The sequence below is a fragment of the Halomicrobium sp. HM KBTZ05 genome, assembly GCF_041530035.1.
In the GTDB taxonomy this organism is placed as follows: Archaea; Halobacteriota; Halobacteria; order Halobacteriales; family Haloarculaceae; genus Halomicrobium.
This window is the reverse complement of record NZ_CP168057.1, coordinates 971,617-988,880: the sequence shown is the minus strand read 5'-3', so window position 1 is coordinate 988,880 and position 17,264 is coordinate 971,617. Positions and strand designations below refer to the sequence as shown.

General features: G+C 67.4%; 18 protein-coding genes. 5 read left to right on the top strand and 13 right to left on the bottom strand.

Annotated features, from left to right (window positions below):
• Positions 1 to 32: 32 nt before the first annotated feature.
• The gene (locus tag ACAH01_RS05105) at positions 33 to 620 is read right to left on the bottom strand and encodes an NAD(P)/FAD-dependent oxidoreductase (RefSeq protein WP_372480462.1); all 588 of its coding nucleotides are present in this window, start codon (positions 618 to 620) and stop codon (positions 33 to 35) included.
• Positions 621 to 770: 150 nt separating this feature from the next.
• Here ACAH01_RS05105 and ACAH01_RS05100 point away from each other — a divergent pair, with 150 nt between their 5' ends.
• Positions 771 to 2,726: a methyl-accepting chemotaxis protein gene (locus tag ACAH01_RS05100; RefSeq protein ID WP_372480461.1), complete on the top strand. Its 1,956-nt coding sequence runs from the start codon at positions 771 to 773 to the stop codon at positions 2,724 to 2,726.
• Positions 2,727 to 2,760: 34 nt separating this feature from the next.
• Here the strand turns inward: ACAH01_RS05100 and ACAH01_RS05095 are convergent, their stop codons facing one another.
• The 9 genes from ACAH01_RS05095 to ACAH01_RS05055 all read right to left on the bottom strand — a co-directional run bounded on the left by ACAH01_RS05095 (position 2,761) and on the right by ACAH01_RS05055 (position 13,142).
• Positions 2,761 to 3,240, bottom strand: coding sequence for an SRPBCC family protein (locus tag ACAH01_RS05095; protein ID WP_208626730.1), 480 nt, complete (start codon positions 3,238 to 3,240; stop codon positions 2,761 to 2,763).
• A 50-nt stretch (positions 3,241 to 3,290) separates the two neighbouring features.
• The gene (locus tag ACAH01_RS05090; RefSeq protein ID WP_372480460.1) at positions 3,291 to 4,544 is read right to left on the bottom strand and encodes a Glu/Leu/Phe/Val dehydrogenase; all 1,254 of its coding nucleotides are present in this window, start codon (positions 4,542 to 4,544) and stop codon (positions 3,291 to 3,293) included.
• 84 nt (positions 4,545 to 4,628) lie between these two features.
• Positions 4,629 to 5,459 (bottom strand): CoA ester lyase, encoded by an 831-nt coding sequence (locus tag ACAH01_RS05085; protein WP_372480459.1) that lies wholly within the window; start codon positions 5,457 to 5,459, stop codon positions 4,629 to 4,631.
• A gap of 106 nt (positions 5,460 to 5,565) precedes the next feature.
• Positions 5,566 to 6,696: a zinc ribbon domain-containing protein gene (locus tag ACAH01_RS05080; protein WP_372480458.1), complete on the bottom strand. Its 1,131-nt coding sequence runs from the start codon at positions 6,694 to 6,696 to the stop codon at positions 5,566 to 5,568.
• 42 nt (positions 6,697 to 6,738) lie between these two features.
• Positions 6,739 to 7,890 carry a PP2C family serine/threonine-protein phosphatase gene (locus ACAH01_RS05075; protein WP_372480457.1) on the bottom strand — a complete coding sequence of 384 codons (1,152 nt, stop codon included), beginning with the start codon at positions 7,888 to 7,890 and terminating at the stop codon, positions 6,739 to 6,741.
• Positions 7,887 to 9,107, bottom strand: coding sequence for an FHA domain-containing serine/threonine-protein kinase (locus tag ACAH01_RS05070; RefSeq protein WP_170095095.1), 1,221 nt, complete (start codon positions 9,105 to 9,107; stop codon positions 7,887 to 7,889). Before ACAH01_RS05070 ends, ACAH01_RS05075 begins: the two co-directional genes overlap by 4 nt.
• A gap of 25 nt (positions 9,108 to 9,132) precedes the next feature.
• Positions 9,133 to 10,314: a VWA domain-containing protein gene (locus tag ACAH01_RS05065; RefSeq protein WP_153554117.1), complete on the bottom strand. Its 1,182-nt coding sequence runs from the start codon at positions 10,312 to 10,314 to the stop codon at positions 9,133 to 9,135.
• Positions 10,315 to 10,375: 61 nt separating this feature from the next.
• Positions 10,376 to 10,756, bottom strand: coding sequence for a hypothetical protein (locus ACAH01_RS05060; protein WP_372480456.1), 381 nt, complete (start codon positions 10,754 to 10,756; stop codon positions 10,376 to 10,378).
• Positions 10,749 to 13,142 (bottom strand): penicillin acylase family protein, encoded by a 2,394-nt coding sequence (locus ACAH01_RS05055; RefSeq protein ID WP_372480455.1) that lies wholly within the window; start codon positions 13,140 to 13,142, stop codon positions 10,749 to 10,751. Before ACAH01_RS05055 ends, ACAH01_RS05060 begins: the two co-directional genes overlap by 8 nt.
• A gap of 150 nt (positions 13,143 to 13,292) precedes the next feature.
• On the opposite strand from ACAH01_RS05055, the gene ACAH01_RS05050 reads away from it, so the two are divergent.
• The 4 genes from ACAH01_RS05050 to ACAH01_RS05035 all read left to right on the top strand — a co-directional run bounded on the left by ACAH01_RS05050 (position 13,293) and on the right by ACAH01_RS05035 (position 14,526).
• On the top strand, positions 13,293 to 13,577 hold the full coding sequence (locus ACAH01_RS05050) for a hypothetical protein (protein WP_372480454.1): 285 nt from the start codon (positions 13,293 to 13,295) through the stop codon (positions 13,575 to 13,577).
• An 83-nt stretch (positions 13,578 to 13,660) separates the two neighbouring features.
• Positions 13,661 to 13,855, top strand: a complete 195-nt coding sequence (locus tag ACAH01_RS05045; protein WP_372480453.1) for a hypothetical protein — start codon at positions 13,661 to 13,663, stop codon at positions 13,853 to 13,855.
• Between the two features lies 1 nt (position 13,856).
• Positions 13,857 to 14,303 carry a hypothetical protein gene (locus ACAH01_RS05040; RefSeq protein WP_372480452.1) on the top strand — a complete coding sequence of 149 codons (447 nt, stop codon included), beginning with the start codon at positions 13,857 to 13,859 and terminating at the stop codon, positions 14,301 to 14,303.
• Between the two features lie 58 nt (positions 14,304 to 14,361).
• Positions 14,362 to 14,526: a hypothetical protein gene (locus ACAH01_RS05035; protein ID WP_170095101.1), complete on the top strand. Its 165-nt coding sequence runs from the start codon at positions 14,362 to 14,364 to the stop codon at positions 14,524 to 14,526.
• Positions 14,527 to 14,823: 297 nt separating this feature from the next.
• Here ACAH01_RS05035 and ACAH01_RS05030 read toward each other — a convergent pair whose 3' ends face one another.
• The 3 genes from ACAH01_RS05030 to ACAH01_RS05020 all read right to left on the bottom strand — a co-directional run bounded on the left by ACAH01_RS05030 (position 14,824) and on the right by ACAH01_RS05020 (position 17,116).
• Positions 14,824 to 15,792: a phosphoadenosine phosphosulfate reductase family protein gene (locus ACAH01_RS05030; RefSeq protein ID WP_153554123.1), complete on the bottom strand. Its 969-nt coding sequence runs from the start codon at positions 15,790 to 15,792 to the stop codon at positions 14,824 to 14,826.
• 180 nt (positions 15,793 to 15,972) lie between these two features.
• Entirely contained in the window at positions 15,973 to 16,572 is a 600-nt protein-coding gene (locus ACAH01_RS05025) for a hypothetical protein (protein WP_170095102.1), read from the bottom strand.
• Positions 16,573 to 16,777: 205 nt separating this feature from the next.
• Positions 16,778 to 17,116, bottom strand: coding sequence for a 2Fe-2S iron-sulfur cluster binding domain-containing protein (locus ACAH01_RS05020; RefSeq protein ID WP_170095103.1), 339 nt, complete (start codon positions 17,114 to 17,116; stop codon positions 16,778 to 16,780).
• Positions 17,117 to 17,264: the final 148 nt, after the last annotated feature.

Genomic DNA, 17,264 nt, shown 5'->3' with positions numbered 1-17,264 from the left:
CGCTGGGAAGTCGGCGAGACGGTGGCCGGCCGTCACTCGGCGTCGGCGGGTACGTCGAAGTCGTGGAAGTGCTCGCCTTTCTCCTTCGAGAGGATGTTCAGCGCCGCCGCCGCGCCGTCGCCAGCGGAGATGACCGCCTGCCACTCTTCCGCTCGGACCATCGCGCCGGTGGCGTAGGCGTCTTCGACGCTGGTCTCCATCGAGACCGTCACGTCGACGGTGTCCTCGTCGGTGAACGCACAGCCCAGCGAGTCGGCCAGCGACCGGTCCGCGCCGGTCGCGAGCACGAGGTAGCGCCCTTCGACGGTCTGGTCGCCACCGGTCTGGTCGCCGGCCTCGGACACCGCTTCGGTCGTCACCGCGAACCCTTCGGCGGTCTCTTCGACGGCCGTCACTGCCTCGTCTCGCAGCGTGACGCCGAACTCCTCGACCTGCTCGCGAGACTGGGCGACGAACTCGGAGCCGTCCATCGAGTCGATGCCGAGGTAGTTGAACAGGTGTGCCTTGTGCATCCACGTCTCGTCGGTGTCGAAGACCACAGTGTCGAGACCGTTCTTCTCGGTGAACAGGGCACCACTCAGGCCGGCGGGGCCGCCGCCGACGATGACAACGTCGTGCATAGGCAGGAGTTCGCAACAGTGACATAAATAACTCCGGCGACACCGGCGTAACCGGGTGTGCTGAGAGAAACGGTCGGAAACGACCCGCCCGATTATTGGCGCTGATAGCGCGGCCACATCGTTTTTGCTGTCATCTCCCCACGGTCAGCTATGGCGGACATCGCAGCGGGGCCAGACCAGAACCACAGTCGACGAAGTTGGGGAGCGACGCTCCGAGAATTCGTCGAGTACATTCCGAGCGGCGACACGATTCCCGACGAAACGTGGCGTGGACGCCACCGAAACATCCTCCTCTTGCTGGTGGCACACGTGCCCTTCCTGCTGGCACTCGGTCTCGCCGACGGAACGGAGTCGATGGTGACGGGCGCGCAGTTGCCCGAGATCCCAGTGACGAACGTCCTCGCGGAAGTCGGCGTCGTCGTCACGCTGGCGATCGTTGCGTGGCTGCCGCTGTTCAAGCGGCGAACTCGGACCGCGCTCGCGACGCTGGGGCTCGTGACGACCTCGGGATTCCTGGTCCACTTCTCGGGGGGCTACATCGAAGCGCACTTCCACTTTTTCGTCGTGATGGCCGTCGTCGCCGTCTACGAGGACTGGCTCCCCTTCGTCCTGGGGATCGGTTACGTCACACTCCAGCACGGCTACTTCGGCATGATCGATCCGAGCCGGGTGTACAACCACGCTGCCGCGATCAACAACCCGTGGGCCTGGGCGTTCATCCACGCCGCGTTCGTCCTGGGCCTGGCCGGCGCGCTGATGGCACACTGGTACTCGACCGAGCGGTCCCGAGAGCAGGCCCGGGAGCAGCTTCAACAGGCCCGCGCCAAGACCGAAGAGGTCGAGGATCTGGAGGCCAAGCAGGCGGAGATCGAGCGTGCGAAAGCCGAGGCCGAGGAGGCGAAAGCCGAGGCAGAGGCCAAACGCGAAGAGGTCGAACAGCTGTACGAGCGACTGGAGGCCGACGCCGACGACTGCAGCGCAGCGATGGCACGAGCGGCAAACGGTGACCTCACCGTGCGCCTCGAAACCGACAGCGACAGCGAAGCGATGGCCCAGATCGCGGTCTCGTTCAACGAGATGATCGCAGAGACGGAAGCGACGATGCAGGAGATCCAGTCGTTCGCCCAGGAAGTCGCGGACGCCAGCATGCAAGCAAACGCCAGCGCCGACGAGGTCAAACAGGCCAGCGAGGGCATGAGCGGTTCGATACAGGAGATTGCGAGCGGCGCGAGCGAACAACGCGAGCGGCTCGCAAGCGTCGCCGACGAGATGACCGACCTCTCGGCGACGGTCGAGGAGGTGGCCGCGTCGGCCGAGACGGTCGCCGACAGATCGCGCGAGACCGCCGAGATCGCCGAGGCCGGCGAGACGACCGCACAGCAGGCGATCGAGAACGCACGCGAAGTTCAGGCCGCCATCGACGAGACGGTCGACAACGTCGAACTCCTCGACGAGCAGATGGCCGAGATCAGCGAGATCGTCGAGCTGATCGGCGACATCGCCGAGCAGACGAACATGCTGGCGCTCAACGCCAACATCGAGGCTGCTCGTGCCGGCGGCGAGAGCGGGACCGGTGGCGGCGAGGGGTTCGCCGTCGTCGCCAACGAGGTCAAGCAACTGGCCGAGGAGACCCAGGAGTCGGCCGCCGAGATCGAACAGCGGATCGAGCGGACCCAGAGCCAGACCGACGCGACCGTCGAAACGGCCCGCAGCGCCGAAGCGGACATGCAGGCGGAGGTCGAGGCCGTCGAAGCGGTCGCCGACTCGTTCCGGCAGGTCGCCGAAAACGCCGAGAAGACCGACGACGGCATCCAGCAGATCAGCGAGACGACCGACGATCAGGCGGCAAGCACCGAGGAAACCGTCTCGATGGTCGAAGCGGTCGCAGACATCAGCGAGTCGACGGCAGACGAGACCGAGAGCGCGTCCGCGGCGGCCCAGCAACAGGCCGCGTCGATGAACCAGGTCAGCACCAGCGTCGAGGCCCTCAGCGAGCAGGCCGAGCGTCTCCAGTCGCTCCTGGCGAAGTTCGAGGTGAACGCGACGGCGACGGACGGTGGGACCGACCCAGGAACGGACGGGACCCGCGACGCTGGCCGCCGCTGACGCGGACACCCCGTTCGAGCGCGATTTTCGGAGACTACTCTAACAGCTGCTTCGTGGTCCGGTGTCGGTACCGGAACATCGGCTCGAAGCCGACGTAGGCGAATGGACCGATCGCTTTGCCGAGCGGGCCACCGGGGAACTGGTACTCGATCCGATCGTGGACCAGCGTCGCGTCGCCCTCCGCGACGAACCGGTGGGTGTGCAGCCAGTGGGCGAAGGGTCCTTCGGTCATGTGGTCGCGGAACATCGCGTGCTCGTCGCTCTCTTCGCGGGCGACGATCTCGGAGGTCCAGGTCTGGCGCGGTCCGACACCCAGCGGCCGGACCGACGAGACGATGACGGACCCTTCCGTGAGCACGTCGGGGTCCGGTTCGCCGTCTGGGCCGCGTGACTCCTCGATGACGAGGTTCATCCAGTCCGGCGTCAGGGCTTCCAGCCCGTCCCCGGTCGAGTGAAACTCCCACACGTCTGCCAGTGGCGCATCGACGCGAACCGACCGCTCGTAGACGCTCATGTGACGCCCTAGGCGGGCAACGGTGAAAAGCGAGTGGTCCGCGACAGCCCTCAGGGCCAGGTCCCGGCTTCCGTGGCCGCGCGGTGGACCCGCTCGATGGCGACGGCGTACATCGCGGTCCGCAGCGTCGGCGCGTCGGTCGCCTCGTACCGCTCGATCAGGGCGTCGAACGCCGACGTGATCACGGTCTCTAGCTCGTCGTTGACCCGGTCCAGCGACCACGAGAAGCGCTGTCGGTTCTGGACCCACTCGAAGTACGACACCGTGACGCCGCCAGCGTTGGCGAGGATGTCGGGGAAGACGGCGACCTCGCGGTCTGCCAGTACGTCGTCGGCGTCGGGAGTCAGCGGACCGTTCGCGGCCTCGATGATCACGTCTGCACGTACGTCACGCGCGATGGCGGCGTCGATGGCGTTTTCCAGGGCCGCCGGCACGAGCAGATCCACGTCCAGCGTGAGCAACTCGCGGTTGCTCAGTTCCTCGCTAGCTCCCTCGAAGCCCGTCACCGAGCCGGTTTCGCGCTTGAACGACTTGGCCGCGCTGGTGTCGATCCCCGACGAGTCGTACACCGCCCCCGAGGAGTCAGAGACCGCGACGACGGTCCCGCCCTGCTGGGCGATCAGTTCGGCCGCGACAGAGCCCGCGTTGCCGTACCCCTGGACCGCGACGGTTGCGTCGGCGATGTCTCCGCCGAGGTAGTCGAAGGCCTCGCGAGCGACGATCGCGACCGACCGGCCCGTCGCCTCGACGCGGCCCTCGCTGCCGCCGGATTCGATCGCCTTGCCGGTGACGACGCCGGGCGCAGTCGTGTTCTCCAGGGTCTCGTAGGTGTCTTTGAGCCAGTTCATCTCGCGCTGGCCCGTGTTCACGTCGGGCGCTGGCACGTCCCGATCCTCGCCGATCAGCGGCCGCAGTTCCGTCGCGAACGCGCGGGTGATGCGCTCGACCTCGCTCTCGGAGTAGTCGCTGGGGTCGAAGGCGATTCCGCCCTTGCCGCCACCGTAGGGGATGTCGACGGCGGCGCATTTGTACACCATCCACCCCGAGAGGGCCGTGACCTCCTCGCGAGAGACCTGCGGGTGATAGCGGATTCCGCCCTTGTACGGGCCGCGGTCGCCGTTGAACTGCGACCGGAAGGCGCGAAACGTCTCGATGGAGCCGTCGTCCAGCTCGACCGACAGCGTCGTTTCGAGGACCCGTTCCGGCCGCTTGAGGCGTTCGAGCGCGTCGTCGGGGACCGCGACGAACGCCGCGGCATCGTCGATCTGCTCCTGGAGACTTTCGAAGGGATTGACCTCGGACATGCCGGAAGTGACGGCCAGTGGGCGCAAAAGTGTGTCGACAGTTGACGCATCACACGACTCGTCTGGCAGTGGCCGCCGACGGGATCACTCCGCTGCCCGCGCCAGGATGCGCTCGGCCTGGCGAACCTGTGGCGCGTCGATCATCTCCCCGTCGACGACGAACACGCCACGCGCTCGCTCGTCGGCCGCCTCGCTGGCCTCGATGATCCGGCGGGCCCAGGCGATGGCCTCGTCGTCCGGCGTGAACGCCGCGTTGACGACCGGGACCTGCGCCGGGTGGATCGCCATCTTGCCGTCGTAGCCCAGCCGCCGGGCCTCCGTGGCCGCCTCGCGCAGCCCCGCCTCGTCCTCGTACGCCGGATAGTGGGTGTCGATCGCGTCGACGCCCGCCGCACGTGCCGCCAGTAGTGCGTGCTGGCGCGCGTGGGCGACCTCGCGACCGCTCTCGGTCCGGGTCGCCCCGAGATCGCCCGCCAGATCCTCGGCACCGAACAGGAGCGCGTCGGTCGCGTCGGCGGCGGCGATCGCCTCGGCGTGGAGGACGCCAGCGGCCGACTCGACGAGTGCCAGGACCGGGACGCTCGCGTCGCGTTCGGCGAGCATCCCGGCCACCGTCTCGACGGCGTCGGCGTCAGGTACCTTCGGAGCCATCACGCTGTCGGGCTCGCCACCCGACAGAACGACCGAGAGGTCTCTGGCCGCGCCGTCGTCGACCGGGTTGACCCGCACGCACAGTTCACACGTCGACTCGACCGTCGCCAGCACGTCACGGACCGCCTCGCGTGCGGCCTGCTTCCGGTCGGGAACGACGGCGTCTTCGAGGTCGAAGACGACGACATCGGCCCCGCTGTCGGCCGCCTTCCGCAGTTTCTCGGGCTGGTCTCCGGGGGCAAAGAGGACGCTCCGTCGAGCCATATCGACGCTTCGACGGCCAGCTACGTAACTGTCTGGCACGCTGTCAGAGAGTTCCGAACGTCGTCGCTCCTCGCAGGTCACCAGAAAGAGACCGCTCGCTCCGTCGTCAGGGCGTCTCGACGTCGAGCGAGACCACGTCCGACAGACGGAGTTCGTCACCGGGACCGATCGGCTCTCGATCGCCCTTCGACAGCCGAGTGCCGTTGAGTTCGGTGGGATTGTCGCCGAGATCGACCACGTAGAACTGGTCGTCTTCGCGCACGAAGCGGACGTGTTCGCGGTGGATCAGCACGGACGTGTCGTCGTCCTCCCCGGCGTCGGCGAGCAGCGACCGGATCTCTCGACCGACGGTCTCGTCGTCGCCGACGACGACGGACTGCCCGTACGCAGAGAGCGCGAGTCGAGACGGAGCGACGGTCCCGCTCGCGTCGCTCCCGCGGTGGGCGTCCAGATCCTCGCCACACGACGCACAGAAGGCGTCGTCGGGCTCGACGTCGCTCCCACAGCCGGGACAGGCGTCGAGGGTCGTCTCGTCCGTGCCGCGGTGGGCATCCAGATCCTCGCCACACGACGCACAGAAGGCGTCGTCGGGACCCACGTCGCTGCCACACTCCGGACAGGCGTCGAGGGTCGTCTCGTCTTCGTCTTCGTCTTCGTCGGCGGTGCGGTGGGCGTCCAGATCCCCACCGCAGCCCGGACAGAAGGCGTCGGACGGATCGACGGCGGTGTCACACTCGGGACAGCTTCCCAGCGTCACCGCCTCGTCGGGCTCGCTCGTCTCTACGCTCCCCTCGTCGACGGTGTCGGCGGGCTCGCTCGTCTCGTCGACCGCTTCGTCGACGGCGTCGCCCGGTTCCGGCGCGTCGTCGGTGTCCTCGGTGCTCGGGCGCTCTGGCTCGTCTGTCGCCGTGTCGGTCGCCTCGTCCGCGGTGTCTGCGGACTCACTCGCCGCGTCGCCCAGCGGCGAGTCGTCCGGCTCGGCGTCTGGCTGCGAGTCCGTCGGATCTTCGAGGTCCAGCTCGTCGTCGCCGAACAGTGGGTTGTCGCTGACGGCGTCGCCCTCCGGGTCGTCCTCCCCCGTCTCGGCCTCGGGCTCGTCGTCCGTGGCCGCCTCGATCTCCCCGTCGTACTGCCACTCGCCACACTCCGAGTTGGTACACCACCCCCCTGCAGCGGTCGGATCGAACGCTTCGCCACACAGCGGACATTCGACCGACCTACTGGTACTTTCTGACATACGTGTTCGATCAGTCTACCTACGCATAAAAAATAGTTTTCCTCAGGGCGTTTCCCCTTCCTCCGGGAGCAGGACCGTCTCACGGTCCTCGACGGGTTCCGTCGCCAGCGCGCGGGTCAGCGGTCGATTCTCCGGTGTCGTCGGAAGCGCCGGGTCCTGCAAGAACAGCGTCGAGAGGTTGTCCTTCCCGCCCCGGTCGTTGGCCATCTCGACGAGCGCCTCGCTGGCCGCGGCCAGCGACTCCGCCGTCAGGACGCACTCTCTGATCTCCTCGTCCGTGACGACGGCGTCGAGGACGCGCTGGGCCGCCGCCTCCGAGCGGTCCGACTCGACGTACTCGTCGTACAGTTCCGGGGCGTCGGTCTGGGCGTCGATGAGCCCGTCGCTGGTGACCAGCAACACGTCCTCGGCGTACAGCGGGACGACGTTGCTGTCGACCGCGACCGTCGCAGCGTCCGGGTCCTGGTCGGCCCCGCCGCCCAGTGCGCGGGTGATCTCGTTGCCGCGAGGGTGGACGTGGGCCGCCACGTCGTCGATCTCGCCGCGGTCGCGGAGTTCGGTCACGACGCCGTGGTCCCTGGTCAGCAGTTCGATCGTCTCGCGCGCCTCGTTGAGCAGGTACGCGCGGCTGTCGCCGACCCACGCGTAGTAACACCGACCGCCGAAACAGAGGCCGGCGACGACGGTCGTGTACGCTCGGTTGCCGGTCTCGTTCGTGTAGCGGACGATCTCGCGGTGGGCGGTCGTGATGGCCGCCTCCAGCGCGCTCTGGATCTCGGCCGGCGTCGGCGGGTCGGTCGCGACCGCATCGGGCAGGGTCACGTCGAACGCCGCCGGGTTGCTCCGGAGGGCACGACTCGCAACGGCCTGCAGTTCGGTCGTGATCGTCGTCGTGGCGATGTAAGAGGCCACGTCGCCGGCCTCGTACCCGCCCGCACCGTCGGCGAGGACGAAGGTAGCGACGCTGCGGTTCCGTGGCTCCGATCGCTCCTCGGACGCCGCTCCCGTCTCGTCGCTTTCCGCCTCGGCGTCGGTGCCGTCGTGGGCATCGTCCGGCTGGCCGTCGACCTCCTCCGAGCGGTCGACGAGGCCGTCGCGGTGGCCCTGTTCGATCACGTCGACCGCGAGACTGTCCTCGTTGATCCCGCTGGACCGCTTGCGTTCGCCGATGTCGTAGTTCGTCGCGTAGATCATGTCTGAGAGACGTTGAACTCGAATGTCGTCCCGTAGCTCGGGTGGACGAGCGCGATGAGGTCCCCGTCGCCGAGCGCGTGCTCGCTGGGCGGGTCCTCGCCGTTTCGGTCGGTCGGATCGCCGCCACGCGCTTCCAGTAGCTCTTTGCCGCCGGGCTGGAGGAGTCGCTGCCAGCCGGTCTGAGTGTTGACGTAGGTCCCGTTGAGGCTGTGATCCTCCAGTCGCCAGATCGCCTCGTCGTTGCTCGTATCGAAGCGAACGTGGATCGGAGAGACGTGCTCGTCGGCGTCTTCGAGCGTGATCGACGGCGTCGTCGCGCCGCCGTCCCGGCCGATCGTGTCGCCGGGGTGGATGGTGAACGACCGGTCTTCGCCCAGCGCCTCCAGGCTCGCCTGTGGCGGCGGACTGGGGTCTTTGGCCTCTAGCACGTACTTCATCGAGGTCGCGTTGGGGTAGCGATCCCGGTAGTCGGTCTGTGTCGCGCGAGCGATGATCTCCGCGAGGTACGTCGGGCAGTCGACGCCGAAGTCCCGGGGGTCGACGCCGTCTTTCTTCGGGACGGTTCCCTTCAGCAAGAACAGGAGGATCTTCCCGATCGAGTACACGTCAGACCACGGGCCCTGCCCGTCCTCGGCGTCGCTGGCTTCGGCGATCTCTCGGGGTTTGTACGGTCCGAGAATCGTCGTTCCGGCGTCGTCGGCGTCGGTTCCGTCGAACCCCGTCGCCGTGTTGAAGTCGATCAAGATCGGGTGGTCCTGTCCGGCGAGCATGATGTTGTCGGGCTTGAGGTCCCGGTAGACGATGTCGTTCTCGTGGAGGAAGCTCATCGCGTCACAGAGCCCGATCCCGACCCGCCGGACCTCCGCGGGATCGAGCGGCCCGACGCGGTCGATGGCGTCGTCCAGCTCGTAGCCGTCGACGAACTGGACGACCAGCACCGGGGTGTCGCCCTCGTCGGTGCGCTCGATCAGGTCCATCACGTTGTCGTTGCCTCCTGCCGCCCGGACGGTTTCGAGCGCGTCGGCCTCTTTCAGGAAGTACTGCTCGATCACGTCACGGTCGTTGCTGGAGCCGGCGTAGTTTGGGACCTTCACCGCGACCGTGTCGCCGCTGTCCTCGTCGATCGCCTCGTAGGCGACCGCAAAGCCGCCGCTGCCGGCCTCGCCCTGAACGCGATACTGGCCGGCGACGAGGTCGCCCGCCTCGAACGTCGTCATCGAGTCTCACCGCCGACGCGGGCCATCACTGGATGCCGTCGTCGCTGTCGACGATCTGGGTCGCCTGGCTCTGTTCGGCACGACCGCCCTCTTTGACGATCTCGGTCTGGCGTTCGGCCTCTTCGACGGCGTCGGCGTCCTCGCCGTGGATCACCGTCATCTGCTCGACTTTCGTCTCGGCGGCCTCGACGTTGCCCTTGCCAAGCTCCGTCCGGATGACGGTCTGTTTGTGGTCGATGTCGACGGACTCGTTGTGCTCGGCCAATTTCTCCTGTTCGTCCGTGTACTCGACGGCGATCTGGTCGCTCGCAGTGTCGCCGCGGGCCGAGAGCTGTACGTCTGCGAGCACCTCCTCGCTGCCGGGCTCGCGGGGCGGCGCGTGGATCTTGAGGACGACCCGCTGGCTCTCCCGTTCGATCAGGTCGGGGAGCTTGATGCGGGTGGCGTTTGCCTCCCACTCGGGCGAGACTTCCTGGGCCTGCGGGAGCGCGCGATACACCTCGCTGACCTCGACGCCGGGAGCCACGTCGAGATCGAGGTGGGCGTCCGGCGCGACGACCGAGCCGGCCTGCTCGACGGCCTCGCCGAAGAAGTCCTCGATGTCGCCGGGCGCTTCGAGGTGAGTCCACGTCCCGCGCCCGACCGTCCCGAGCGTCCGGATCGTGTCCTCGTTGTAGTCGGTCCCGATCCCGGCCGACTGGATCCGGATCCCGGCGTCGTCGATGGCTTCGGCCAGTCCCTCGAACTCGTCGGGCGTGCGTTCGTTGTCCTTGCCGTCCGAGAGCAAGAGGAGTCGCTTGACCGTGTCGGGGCCGGTCGCGGAGGACGACAGCGTCTCCTTGGCGGCCTTGAGCCCGTTGTACATGTCGGTGCCGCCGCCGGCAGTCAGCTCCTCGACGTGGTCCATCGCGGTCTGGCGGTCGAGATCCGACCACCGTGTCGCGGGCAGGATCACCGTCGCCTCGGTGTCGAACGCGACGATACTCACGTAGTCCTCGTCGGCCAACAGCCCGAAGACCCACGCAGCGCCGTCGCGAGCGCGTTTGATGTTGTCTCCCTCCATCGACCCGCTCGTGTCGATACAGAGAGCGATGTGGCGTCGCACGTCGGTCTCCTGTTCCCCCGGCTCGACGTCGATTTCGGCGGTCACGGTCGTGCCGTCGGCCGGCACGTTCGGCCGATTGACGCTCGTATCGATAGATGCCATGGGTGACAGTAGCTCGCGACTCGTATGTATAAATTGTGCCTGTCGGCCGACAAAACAATAGCTAATCGCCGGCCGTCGCGTCGGGAACCAGTCCGCGGACGGTCGCGCCGAGGGGCGCGGCGACGACCGGCACGACCACCGGCACGAGGCCGAAAACACCCATACGGAGCGTGGCCACGAGCGAGCCGCCGAGCGCGAGTTCGAGCGCGAAGAGGGCGACGACCGCGATCCCGAAGCCGAGTCCGGCGAGGACGGCACGCCGGAGCGTCGGCCACGCCAGACCCACGAGAGCCCCGCCCGCGAGGAGACCACTCCAGTGGACCGTCGCGAGCAACGCCCCCACCGTCCCCGCGAGCACCGTCGCACGCCAGCGGTCCGTCGGATCCGTCTGGAGCCGCCAGAGCCGATCCGGGAGCCCGGGGACACCGCCGTCGTCACGCACTGTCGCCACCTCCCGGCCGGAAGCGAATCGAGGGCGATCCCGTCAGACTGGGAGTCAACGGCGAGTACTCGCCGTCGGCCCACGCACGGAGCTGGTCGGCGTAGTGATCCGAGAAGTAGTCGCCGTCGTTGCCCCCCGGCAGCACCGACAGCGAGCGCTCGCCGTCGAACCGCGCGAGCAGTCGGTAGCTGCTGCCGATGCCCGACTCGACGCGGACGTTCCGCAGCGTCGCGGACGATCCGTCGGTGGGGTACTCGGGGTAGTTCAGGAAGCCCAGATCGAACGGGTGGTCGATCTCCGTTCGGTTGTAGTCGCCGTATCGCTCGTACCCCTCGGCGTCGATCTCGGCGGCGGTGTCGGCCACGGCAGCGGCGAGGAGCGACTCGCGTTCGCGGGGCTCGCCGATCGGCGGGTCACGGAACCACGGATCGTCGGGATCGAGGTGCAACAGGACCCAGTCGTTCGGAACGAGTGCTCGGTCGAGCCCAGCAGCGTCGAAGAGCGGCCCGAACACCCGCTGGCGGTAGTGATCGAGAAAGAGCGCGAAGACCAGCGCCGCCCGCGAGTCCCGGACCATGCGGAAGTCCCAGTCGACGAGTTCGTCGGCCAGCGAGCGGGCACGGTCGCTCATAGCCGGCCGTGCGGCCAGGATCTCTGGGACGAAGAGCGCCGCCCGGCGGTCGTAGCTGTCGAGCTGGAGCGCCCGGCTGTCGGCCGGGGTCAGGGGTGTGTCGGCCGCCACGAGTTCGTCGAGCCGATCGTAGAGCCGCTGGCCGCGCCAGGGTGCGGAATACCCATCCGAGAGGTAGTACTCGCTGGCGGCGTCGGCGACGACGCGCTGGTTCGCCGTCGCCAGCAGTGCGGGGTCGTCGGCGTGGGGTTTGTCTTCGAAGGGGATCCAGCCGTCGCTCTCGAAGTCGGGCTGACCGTAGGGTTCGTAGCCCGGCCACTCGCCTTCGCGTGCGGACCCGTCGAAGACCCGGTCTCCGGCGACCGGTTCGCCGTCGGTCCGTCTGATCGGCACCAGGCCGGTGACGTGGTAGTGAGTGTTCCCGTCCCGGTCGGCGTAGACGGCGTTCTGGGTGGGCTGGTCGAACATCGAGAGGGCCGCGACGGCCTCGTCCCGGCCGTCGCTCCGGTTGAGGCCGCGGACGGCCCTCGCAGTTCGGCCGGCGGTGAGTCCGGTCCAGGCGACGCCGACGCGCTGGCTCCGCCGTTCGAGGAGCGGCCCGTGGACCGTCTTCCTGACGGTCACCTCGCGGTCCCTGCCGCCACTGACCGCGACGGTCTCGGTGCGGGTGTCGAACGACCGCCACTCGTCGCCGTAGCGGTACTGTTCGCCGTCGATCTCGTAGTCGTACACGTCAAGCACGTCCAGACCGGCGTTGGTGAACCCCCACGCGCCCGCGTCGTTCTCGCCGATGACGACGAACGGCTGACCGGGGAACGTGACGCCGCTGACGGAGTGGTCCGGCAGTTCGTGGTGCATCTCGTACCACACGGGCGGCGCGAGCAGCGTCAGGTGCGGGTCGTTGGCCAGCAGGGGCAGCCCGCTCTCGGTGTGTTCGCCGCCGACGACCCAGCTGTTCGAGCCGACGCCGTCGGGCCACTCGAACCCCGCGAGCCAGCCGGCGAGATCGCCCGCACCGCTCCCTCCGGCGGACCCGGCTGTCCCGTCGGCGAAGGACACGTCGGGCCGGCGCGAGCGGAGGATCGCGGCGTCGTGATCGTACCGACGCGGGGCGATACGGTCGGCCGTCTCGGCCCCGAACGCGTCGGCGATTGTCGCCCGCCGGAGCGACGTGAAGTCGCCAGTCAGCCCCCACGAGATCTGTTTCTGAATCAGCATGCTGTCGACGGGCGTCCAGGGTTCGGGCTCGTAGCCCAGCAGCCGGAATTCGAGCGGGTCGGATCGACGACGCCGGAACGCGTTCACGCCCGCCGCGTGGGCCGCTACGGCCTCGCCCGCTGGCGTTCCCGACAGCAACTCCCAGTTGGCCTCGGCCGCGGCGGCGAAGTCCATCTGTCGATGGAACAGGTCGCTCTCGACGGTCTGTTCGCCGACGGCGGCCGACAGTTCGCCCCGCATCCGGCGGCGGATCAGATCCATCTGGAAGAGTCGATCCGCCGCGTGGACGTAGCCCACCGCGAAGTAGAGGCTGTCCTCGTCGTTGGCCGCGATCGTCGGGACGCCCTGGTCGTCGTACCGTACCGTCGCTTCCCCGTACGGTGTCGCGACGGTCTCCGGAACCGAGTCGGTCGCCGCGTCCCAGACATCGCCGCTCAGCGGTGCGAACCGGTCGAGGCCGCTCCGGAGCGGCTCGACGACCGACGCACCGACGCCACCGGCGAGCAGGGCCGCGACGAGTGTGCGTCTTGTTGGCACGGCCGTACAACGTGAGCGACTGGTAAGAACTTTGCCGCGAGGCCGGACGGCAGCCGCCGCGGCGCTCGGTAGTGTTCCCGCTCGACATTCACAGCTAGCGGCAAATTTTATGGGAAAGTGGCGAGAAGCTCTAGGCAGAGGGCGGTATGTATGCACACACCACAGTCGAACGGCGAGGGCGGACCAGAGACCCGAGAGACCACCGCACCGGGAGCGTCTAGCCTCGGTGAGCACGCTGCCTGTGGACTGGTGGCGCTCCTCGTCATGGGGGTGGCGACACTCTATCTGTACCCCGCGCTGGTGGTCGCCACGCGACCCCTCCTACTGCTGTCCTCGACGGTGATCGTGGTCGCGCTCCTCTGGGTGTGGCTCTCCGTCTGGCTGAGTATCGAGATCGTCCTGGAGTGGCAGACGACACGGGCTCGCACACAGTGAGAGACTGTGGTGGTCGTCGCCGCGACGCCGAGAACGGCCGACAGGGCCGAAACCTCCAAATCATCGGGCCGCCCAGCACGACCGTGACAGACATCACGACCCGCGTCGTCGAGACCGTCGCCGAAGCGGCCGACAGCGACGGCTGGTGTTCGCGCGACCAGATCGTGGCGCTGATGACACAACGGGGTGTCGACCGGATGGAGATTCGGCGGGCGCTCCAGCGCGGCGTCGACGAGTCGCGACTCGAACGAGACGGCGACCGGTACCGGCGACGCTGAGATGCCTGCGCCAGACGAAGACGGCCGAGAGCGACCCGGTGGCCGTCGACCCAGCGATCTGTCTCTGCGGTCGGGCGAGCCACGCATCGGCGGGCGACTGGTCGCCGCACTTGCGGAGGGACTGGGGCTGACCCTCGTGGCCAACGGCTTCTACCTCCCGCTGTCGGGTCCCGACAGCACGTGGGGCCACCTCGCACTGGCCGCCTTCGGCGGCGTCGTCGTCCTCGCTGGCGTGATCGCCCACCGCGGCGACACCCCGTGGCTCGCGGCACCGTTTCCGCTGGTCGGGCTCGGACTCCTCGCGACGACGCCGGGGTTCGGCGTCGGATCGCTGTCGGTGACGGCGTGGGCGAACCTCGCCGCGCTCGCGACCATCGGCGCGCTCCCGCTCGTGTGGTACCTCCGGCAGCGAGCCACGGCGCGCCACCGGGCCAGAAAGCGCGTGTAATCGCCCTGCCCAGCCGACAGTCAACAGACTTTTCTCCCGTCTCGGTACAACCGAGCACATGACCGACACGGCCCTCCGAGAACGACTGGACGCCGCTCTCGTCCTCCTGGCTGCGAACTTCCTCCTCCTGCTGGTGGTCGCGTTCGAGGTCCACCCACCGGGCGCAGTCGGCGCGCTCGTCCTGACGCTGCTGGTCGCCTACGCTCACTTCCGCAGGTCGTAGCGCGTCCGCGATTCGAGCCACGGGTACGACGATCCGCTCATACGGATTATTGTAGCCGTTTGCCCGGTCGACCGCACACTGTCGTGCGGTTGATCCGGGAAAGATCTACACTAATCCGTATCACACCGCGAGAGAAGGCAGAGCGTCTGGCCGACTACGACGGCCACACGAGTAACCCAGAAGCACACGATTCGCCGCGAGCGTCCCCAGAGGGGGCGCTCGCGGTTTTTCACCCACGTTTTTGCGCGAGCGGTGCGCGCGAAGCGCGAACCCGAAGCCGAAGCCGAAAAACGTGGGTTACATGTAGCCGAGGTCGCGCAGGCGCTCCATCAGGTCCTCTTTGTCCTGGGCGCGGCCCGCGCGCTCGGTCGTCGAGTCGAGGTCCTGCTGCCAGGCGGGTTCCTCGGCTGCCTTGTCGGTCGAGACTTCGGAGCCGAGCGAACGGAACCCGGCGAAGTACTTCGGCGAGACGGGGATGTCGTCCTGCTCGATGCCGTCGGGCAGGTCGTCGTCGGTCTCGGGGACGTACCCCTCCTCGGGGAATCCCTCGACGGTGTCCGGGACGACGAAGTTCCAGAAGGCGTCCCAGACGGCAGCCTCGTCGAACTGGAGGATCGTCTGGATGCGGTCGTGGGGCGGGTAGATGTCCGGGTCGTGGCGCGGGGAGAAGAACGTCTCGTCGGCGCGGGACTCCTGCTCGTCCCAGCGGATGCCCGAGATGATGCCGTCGACGTCGTGGGCCTCGATGGCGTCGTTGAGCGCGACCGTCTTCAGCAGGTGGTTGCCGACGTAGGTATCGAGCAGGAATGGGAAGCTGTCCTCCTCGTACTCGAGGATCTCGCGGACGTGGTGCTGGTTGTGCTCCGAGAGGGCGTCGATCGGGATGTCGTCGCCCGGATCGAGTCCGTTCTCTTCGACGTAGTCGCCGACGTCGGTGTTACGAGCCCAGATGACTTCGAGGTCCCACTCGTCGGCCCAGTGCTCGACGAACTCGATGAGCTCGTCGAAGTGCTGGTAGTGGTCGATGAAGACGACCGGCGGGACTTCGAGGTCGAAGCGGTCGGCGACCTCCTTGACGAAGTACAGCGTCAGCGTCGAGTCCTTGCCGCCGGTCCACATGACGACCGGGTTCTCGTACGCTTCGAGGCCTTCCTTGGTGACCTCGATGGCCTTCTCGATCTTGTGGTTGATCGACGGGTAGTCCTCCGGCGTCTCGCCCTCGCCGTCGGTGTAGTCGACGTCGAGGTAGTCGGGGAAGTCTGCCATTGGTAATGAGATATAATTAGATGGGCTGTAAGTACTTTTTGGAGTTCGAGTGGACGCGTGACTCGGACACACACGACACGCGTCGCACCACGGTTCGGACGGTTCGACAACCGCGAACACCGACCGCTGGCCGGGACGAGCGGACCTGGGAGACGGGTCCCGCTGGCAGGGAACGGAGCGTTAGCTGATGAACTCGTTGTTTCGCCAGTCGACGCTCTCGTTTTCGGCGTCGTCGCGTGGCTCTTCGACGACGTTGATCGTCGCGGGGAGTTCCTCGCCGTCGACGATCCGGACCGCTTCGAGTTCCTCGTCGACGCAGACGATCGCCGTAAGCGTCCCCTTCTCGGCGTTTTTCGCGACTTCACAGAGGACCTGGAACATCGGATACTGCAGGGCCGTGTTCTGGAGCACCGTTTCGAGGTCGCCCTTGAAACAGGCGTACTCGACGAGTTCGGAGGGGATCTCTTCTTCCTCCTCCTCGAAGGTCCCCCACTGTGGACTGCCACCACCGCTGTTGGGACCGGGGCCGGGTCCGTCCATCTCTTCGGGATCTTCCTCGTAGACTCGATTCTCCGTGACGCTGGCCTTCAGCTGGGCCGTCGGCGTGTACTTGCTGATCGTGTCGTCGGCCGAAACGGCGCTGATGATCAGCGTGTTGTTCCGCCGCGTAATCTCGACGTCGGCGATTTCGGGGGGAAGGTCGGGTTCCTCGAAGAGGTCGTACGTGTCTTCGAGTGGCAGTTCGAGTGTCGAATGAAGTCTGTATACACGGCTGGTCATGATTGTGCAGGTGTGGCAGTCTCCGACGGCTGACCCCTGGCGCGGGTCTGCAACGATTCGATTCGACATAGGAGCCACTCGCTTATATGATCTGTCCTTCTCGAAAGCGCGTGGTAACGTCTCTGAGACCGACAGAACGCGGACGAGGTGGGTTCGAGATTCAGTTCTGCGATTCTTTCTGTCTCGGACGAAGGAATTAATACGCTCAGTCGTCGGCGGCCGCCTGCTCGTCGCCGGCCACGTCGGCCGAGACCTCCGCCTCGATGCTGGGCGGGTACTTCCCGCGGTCGAGTTTGAGGTCCGAAGCCGGCCGCGCCATACAGGTCAGCGCGTAGCGTTCCCGCTCTGCCTCGGTGAGTCCCCGTGCGGCGGGCTGGACGACGTCGCCGTCGACGATCTCTGCCGAACAGGCCAGACACATCCCCACGCGACAGGAGTACTCCTGTGCGATCCCCTCTTCGAGACACCGGCTCAGGATCGTCTCCTTCTCCGAGACCGTGATCTCTTCGCCGGTCCCCACGAACTCCACGGTGTACTCGGTCATGTCCCGGCGTTCGGAACCGCTCGGCAAAACTCTTGTTATCGGACGAGTCGGCGCTGTCGGGCAGTTGGCGTCCGAGAGACGATCTCGCGCCGGGCGTGGCATCGACCACGACAGAGCGTACCGGAACCGTACACGTCGCGGCGCTGGA

What these genes read in the sequence shown, in the direction of transcription:
- ACAH01_RS05105 (WP_372480462.1), bottom strand. Translation starts at nt 620, where the DNA reads ATGCACGACGTTGTCATCGTCGGCGGCGGCCCCGCCGGCCTGAGTGGT.
- ACAH01_RS05100 (WP_372480461.1), top strand. Translation starts at nt 771, where the DNA reads ATGGCGGACATCGCAGCGGGGCCAGACCAGAACCACAGTCGACGAAGT.
- ACAH01_RS05095 (WP_208626730.1), bottom strand. Translation starts at nt 3,240, where the DNA reads ATGAGCGTCTACGAGCGGTCGGTTCGCGTCGATGCGCCACTGGCAGAC.
- ACAH01_RS05090 (WP_372480460.1), bottom strand. Translation starts at nt 4,544, where the DNA reads ATGTCCGAGGTCAATCCCTTCGAAAGTCTCCAGGAGCAGATCGACGAT.
- ACAH01_RS05085 (WP_372480459.1), bottom strand. Translation starts at nt 5,459, where the DNA reads ATGGCTCGACGGAGCGTCCTCTTTGCCCCCGGAGACCAGCCCGAGAAA.
- ACAH01_RS05080 (WP_372480458.1), bottom strand. Translation starts at nt 6,696, where the DNA reads ATGTCAGAAAGTACCAGTAGGTCGGTCGAATGTCCGCTGTGTGGCGAA.
- ACAH01_RS05075 (WP_372480457.1), bottom strand. Translation starts at nt 7,890, where the DNA reads ATGATCTACGCGACGAACTACGACATCGGCGAACGCAAGCGGTCCAGC.
- ACAH01_RS05070 (WP_170095095.1), bottom strand. Translation starts at nt 9,107, where the DNA reads ATGACGACGTTCGAGGCGGGCGACCTCGTCGCCGGCCAGTATCGCGTT.
- ACAH01_RS05065 (WP_153554117.1), bottom strand. Translation starts at nt 10,314, where the DNA reads ATGGCATCTATCGATACGAGCGTCAATCGGCCGAACGTGCCGGCCGAC.
- ACAH01_RS05050 (WP_372480454.1), top strand. Translation starts at nt 13,293, where the DNA reads ATGCACACACCACAGTCGAACGGCGAGGGCGGACCAGAGACCCGAGAG.
- ACAH01_RS05040 (WP_372480452.1), top strand. Translation starts at nt 13,857, where the DNA reads ATGCCTGCGCCAGACGAAGACGGCCGAGAGCGACCCGGTGGCCGTCGA.
- ACAH01_RS05035 (WP_170095101.1), top strand. Translation starts at nt 14,362, where the DNA reads ATGACCGACACGGCCCTCCGAGAACGACTGGACGCCGCTCTCGTCCTC.
- ACAH01_RS05030 (WP_153554123.1), bottom strand. Translation starts at nt 15,792, where the DNA reads ATGGCAGACTTCCCCGACTACCTCGACGTCGACTACACCGACGGCGAG.
- ACAH01_RS05025 (WP_170095102.1), bottom strand. Translation starts at nt 16,572, where the DNA reads ATGACCAGCCGTGTATACAGACTTCATTCGACACTCGAACTGCCACTC.
- ACAH01_RS05020 (WP_170095103.1), bottom strand. Translation starts at nt 17,116, where the DNA reads ATGACCGAGTACACCGTGGAGTTCGTGGGGACCGGCGAAGAGATCACG.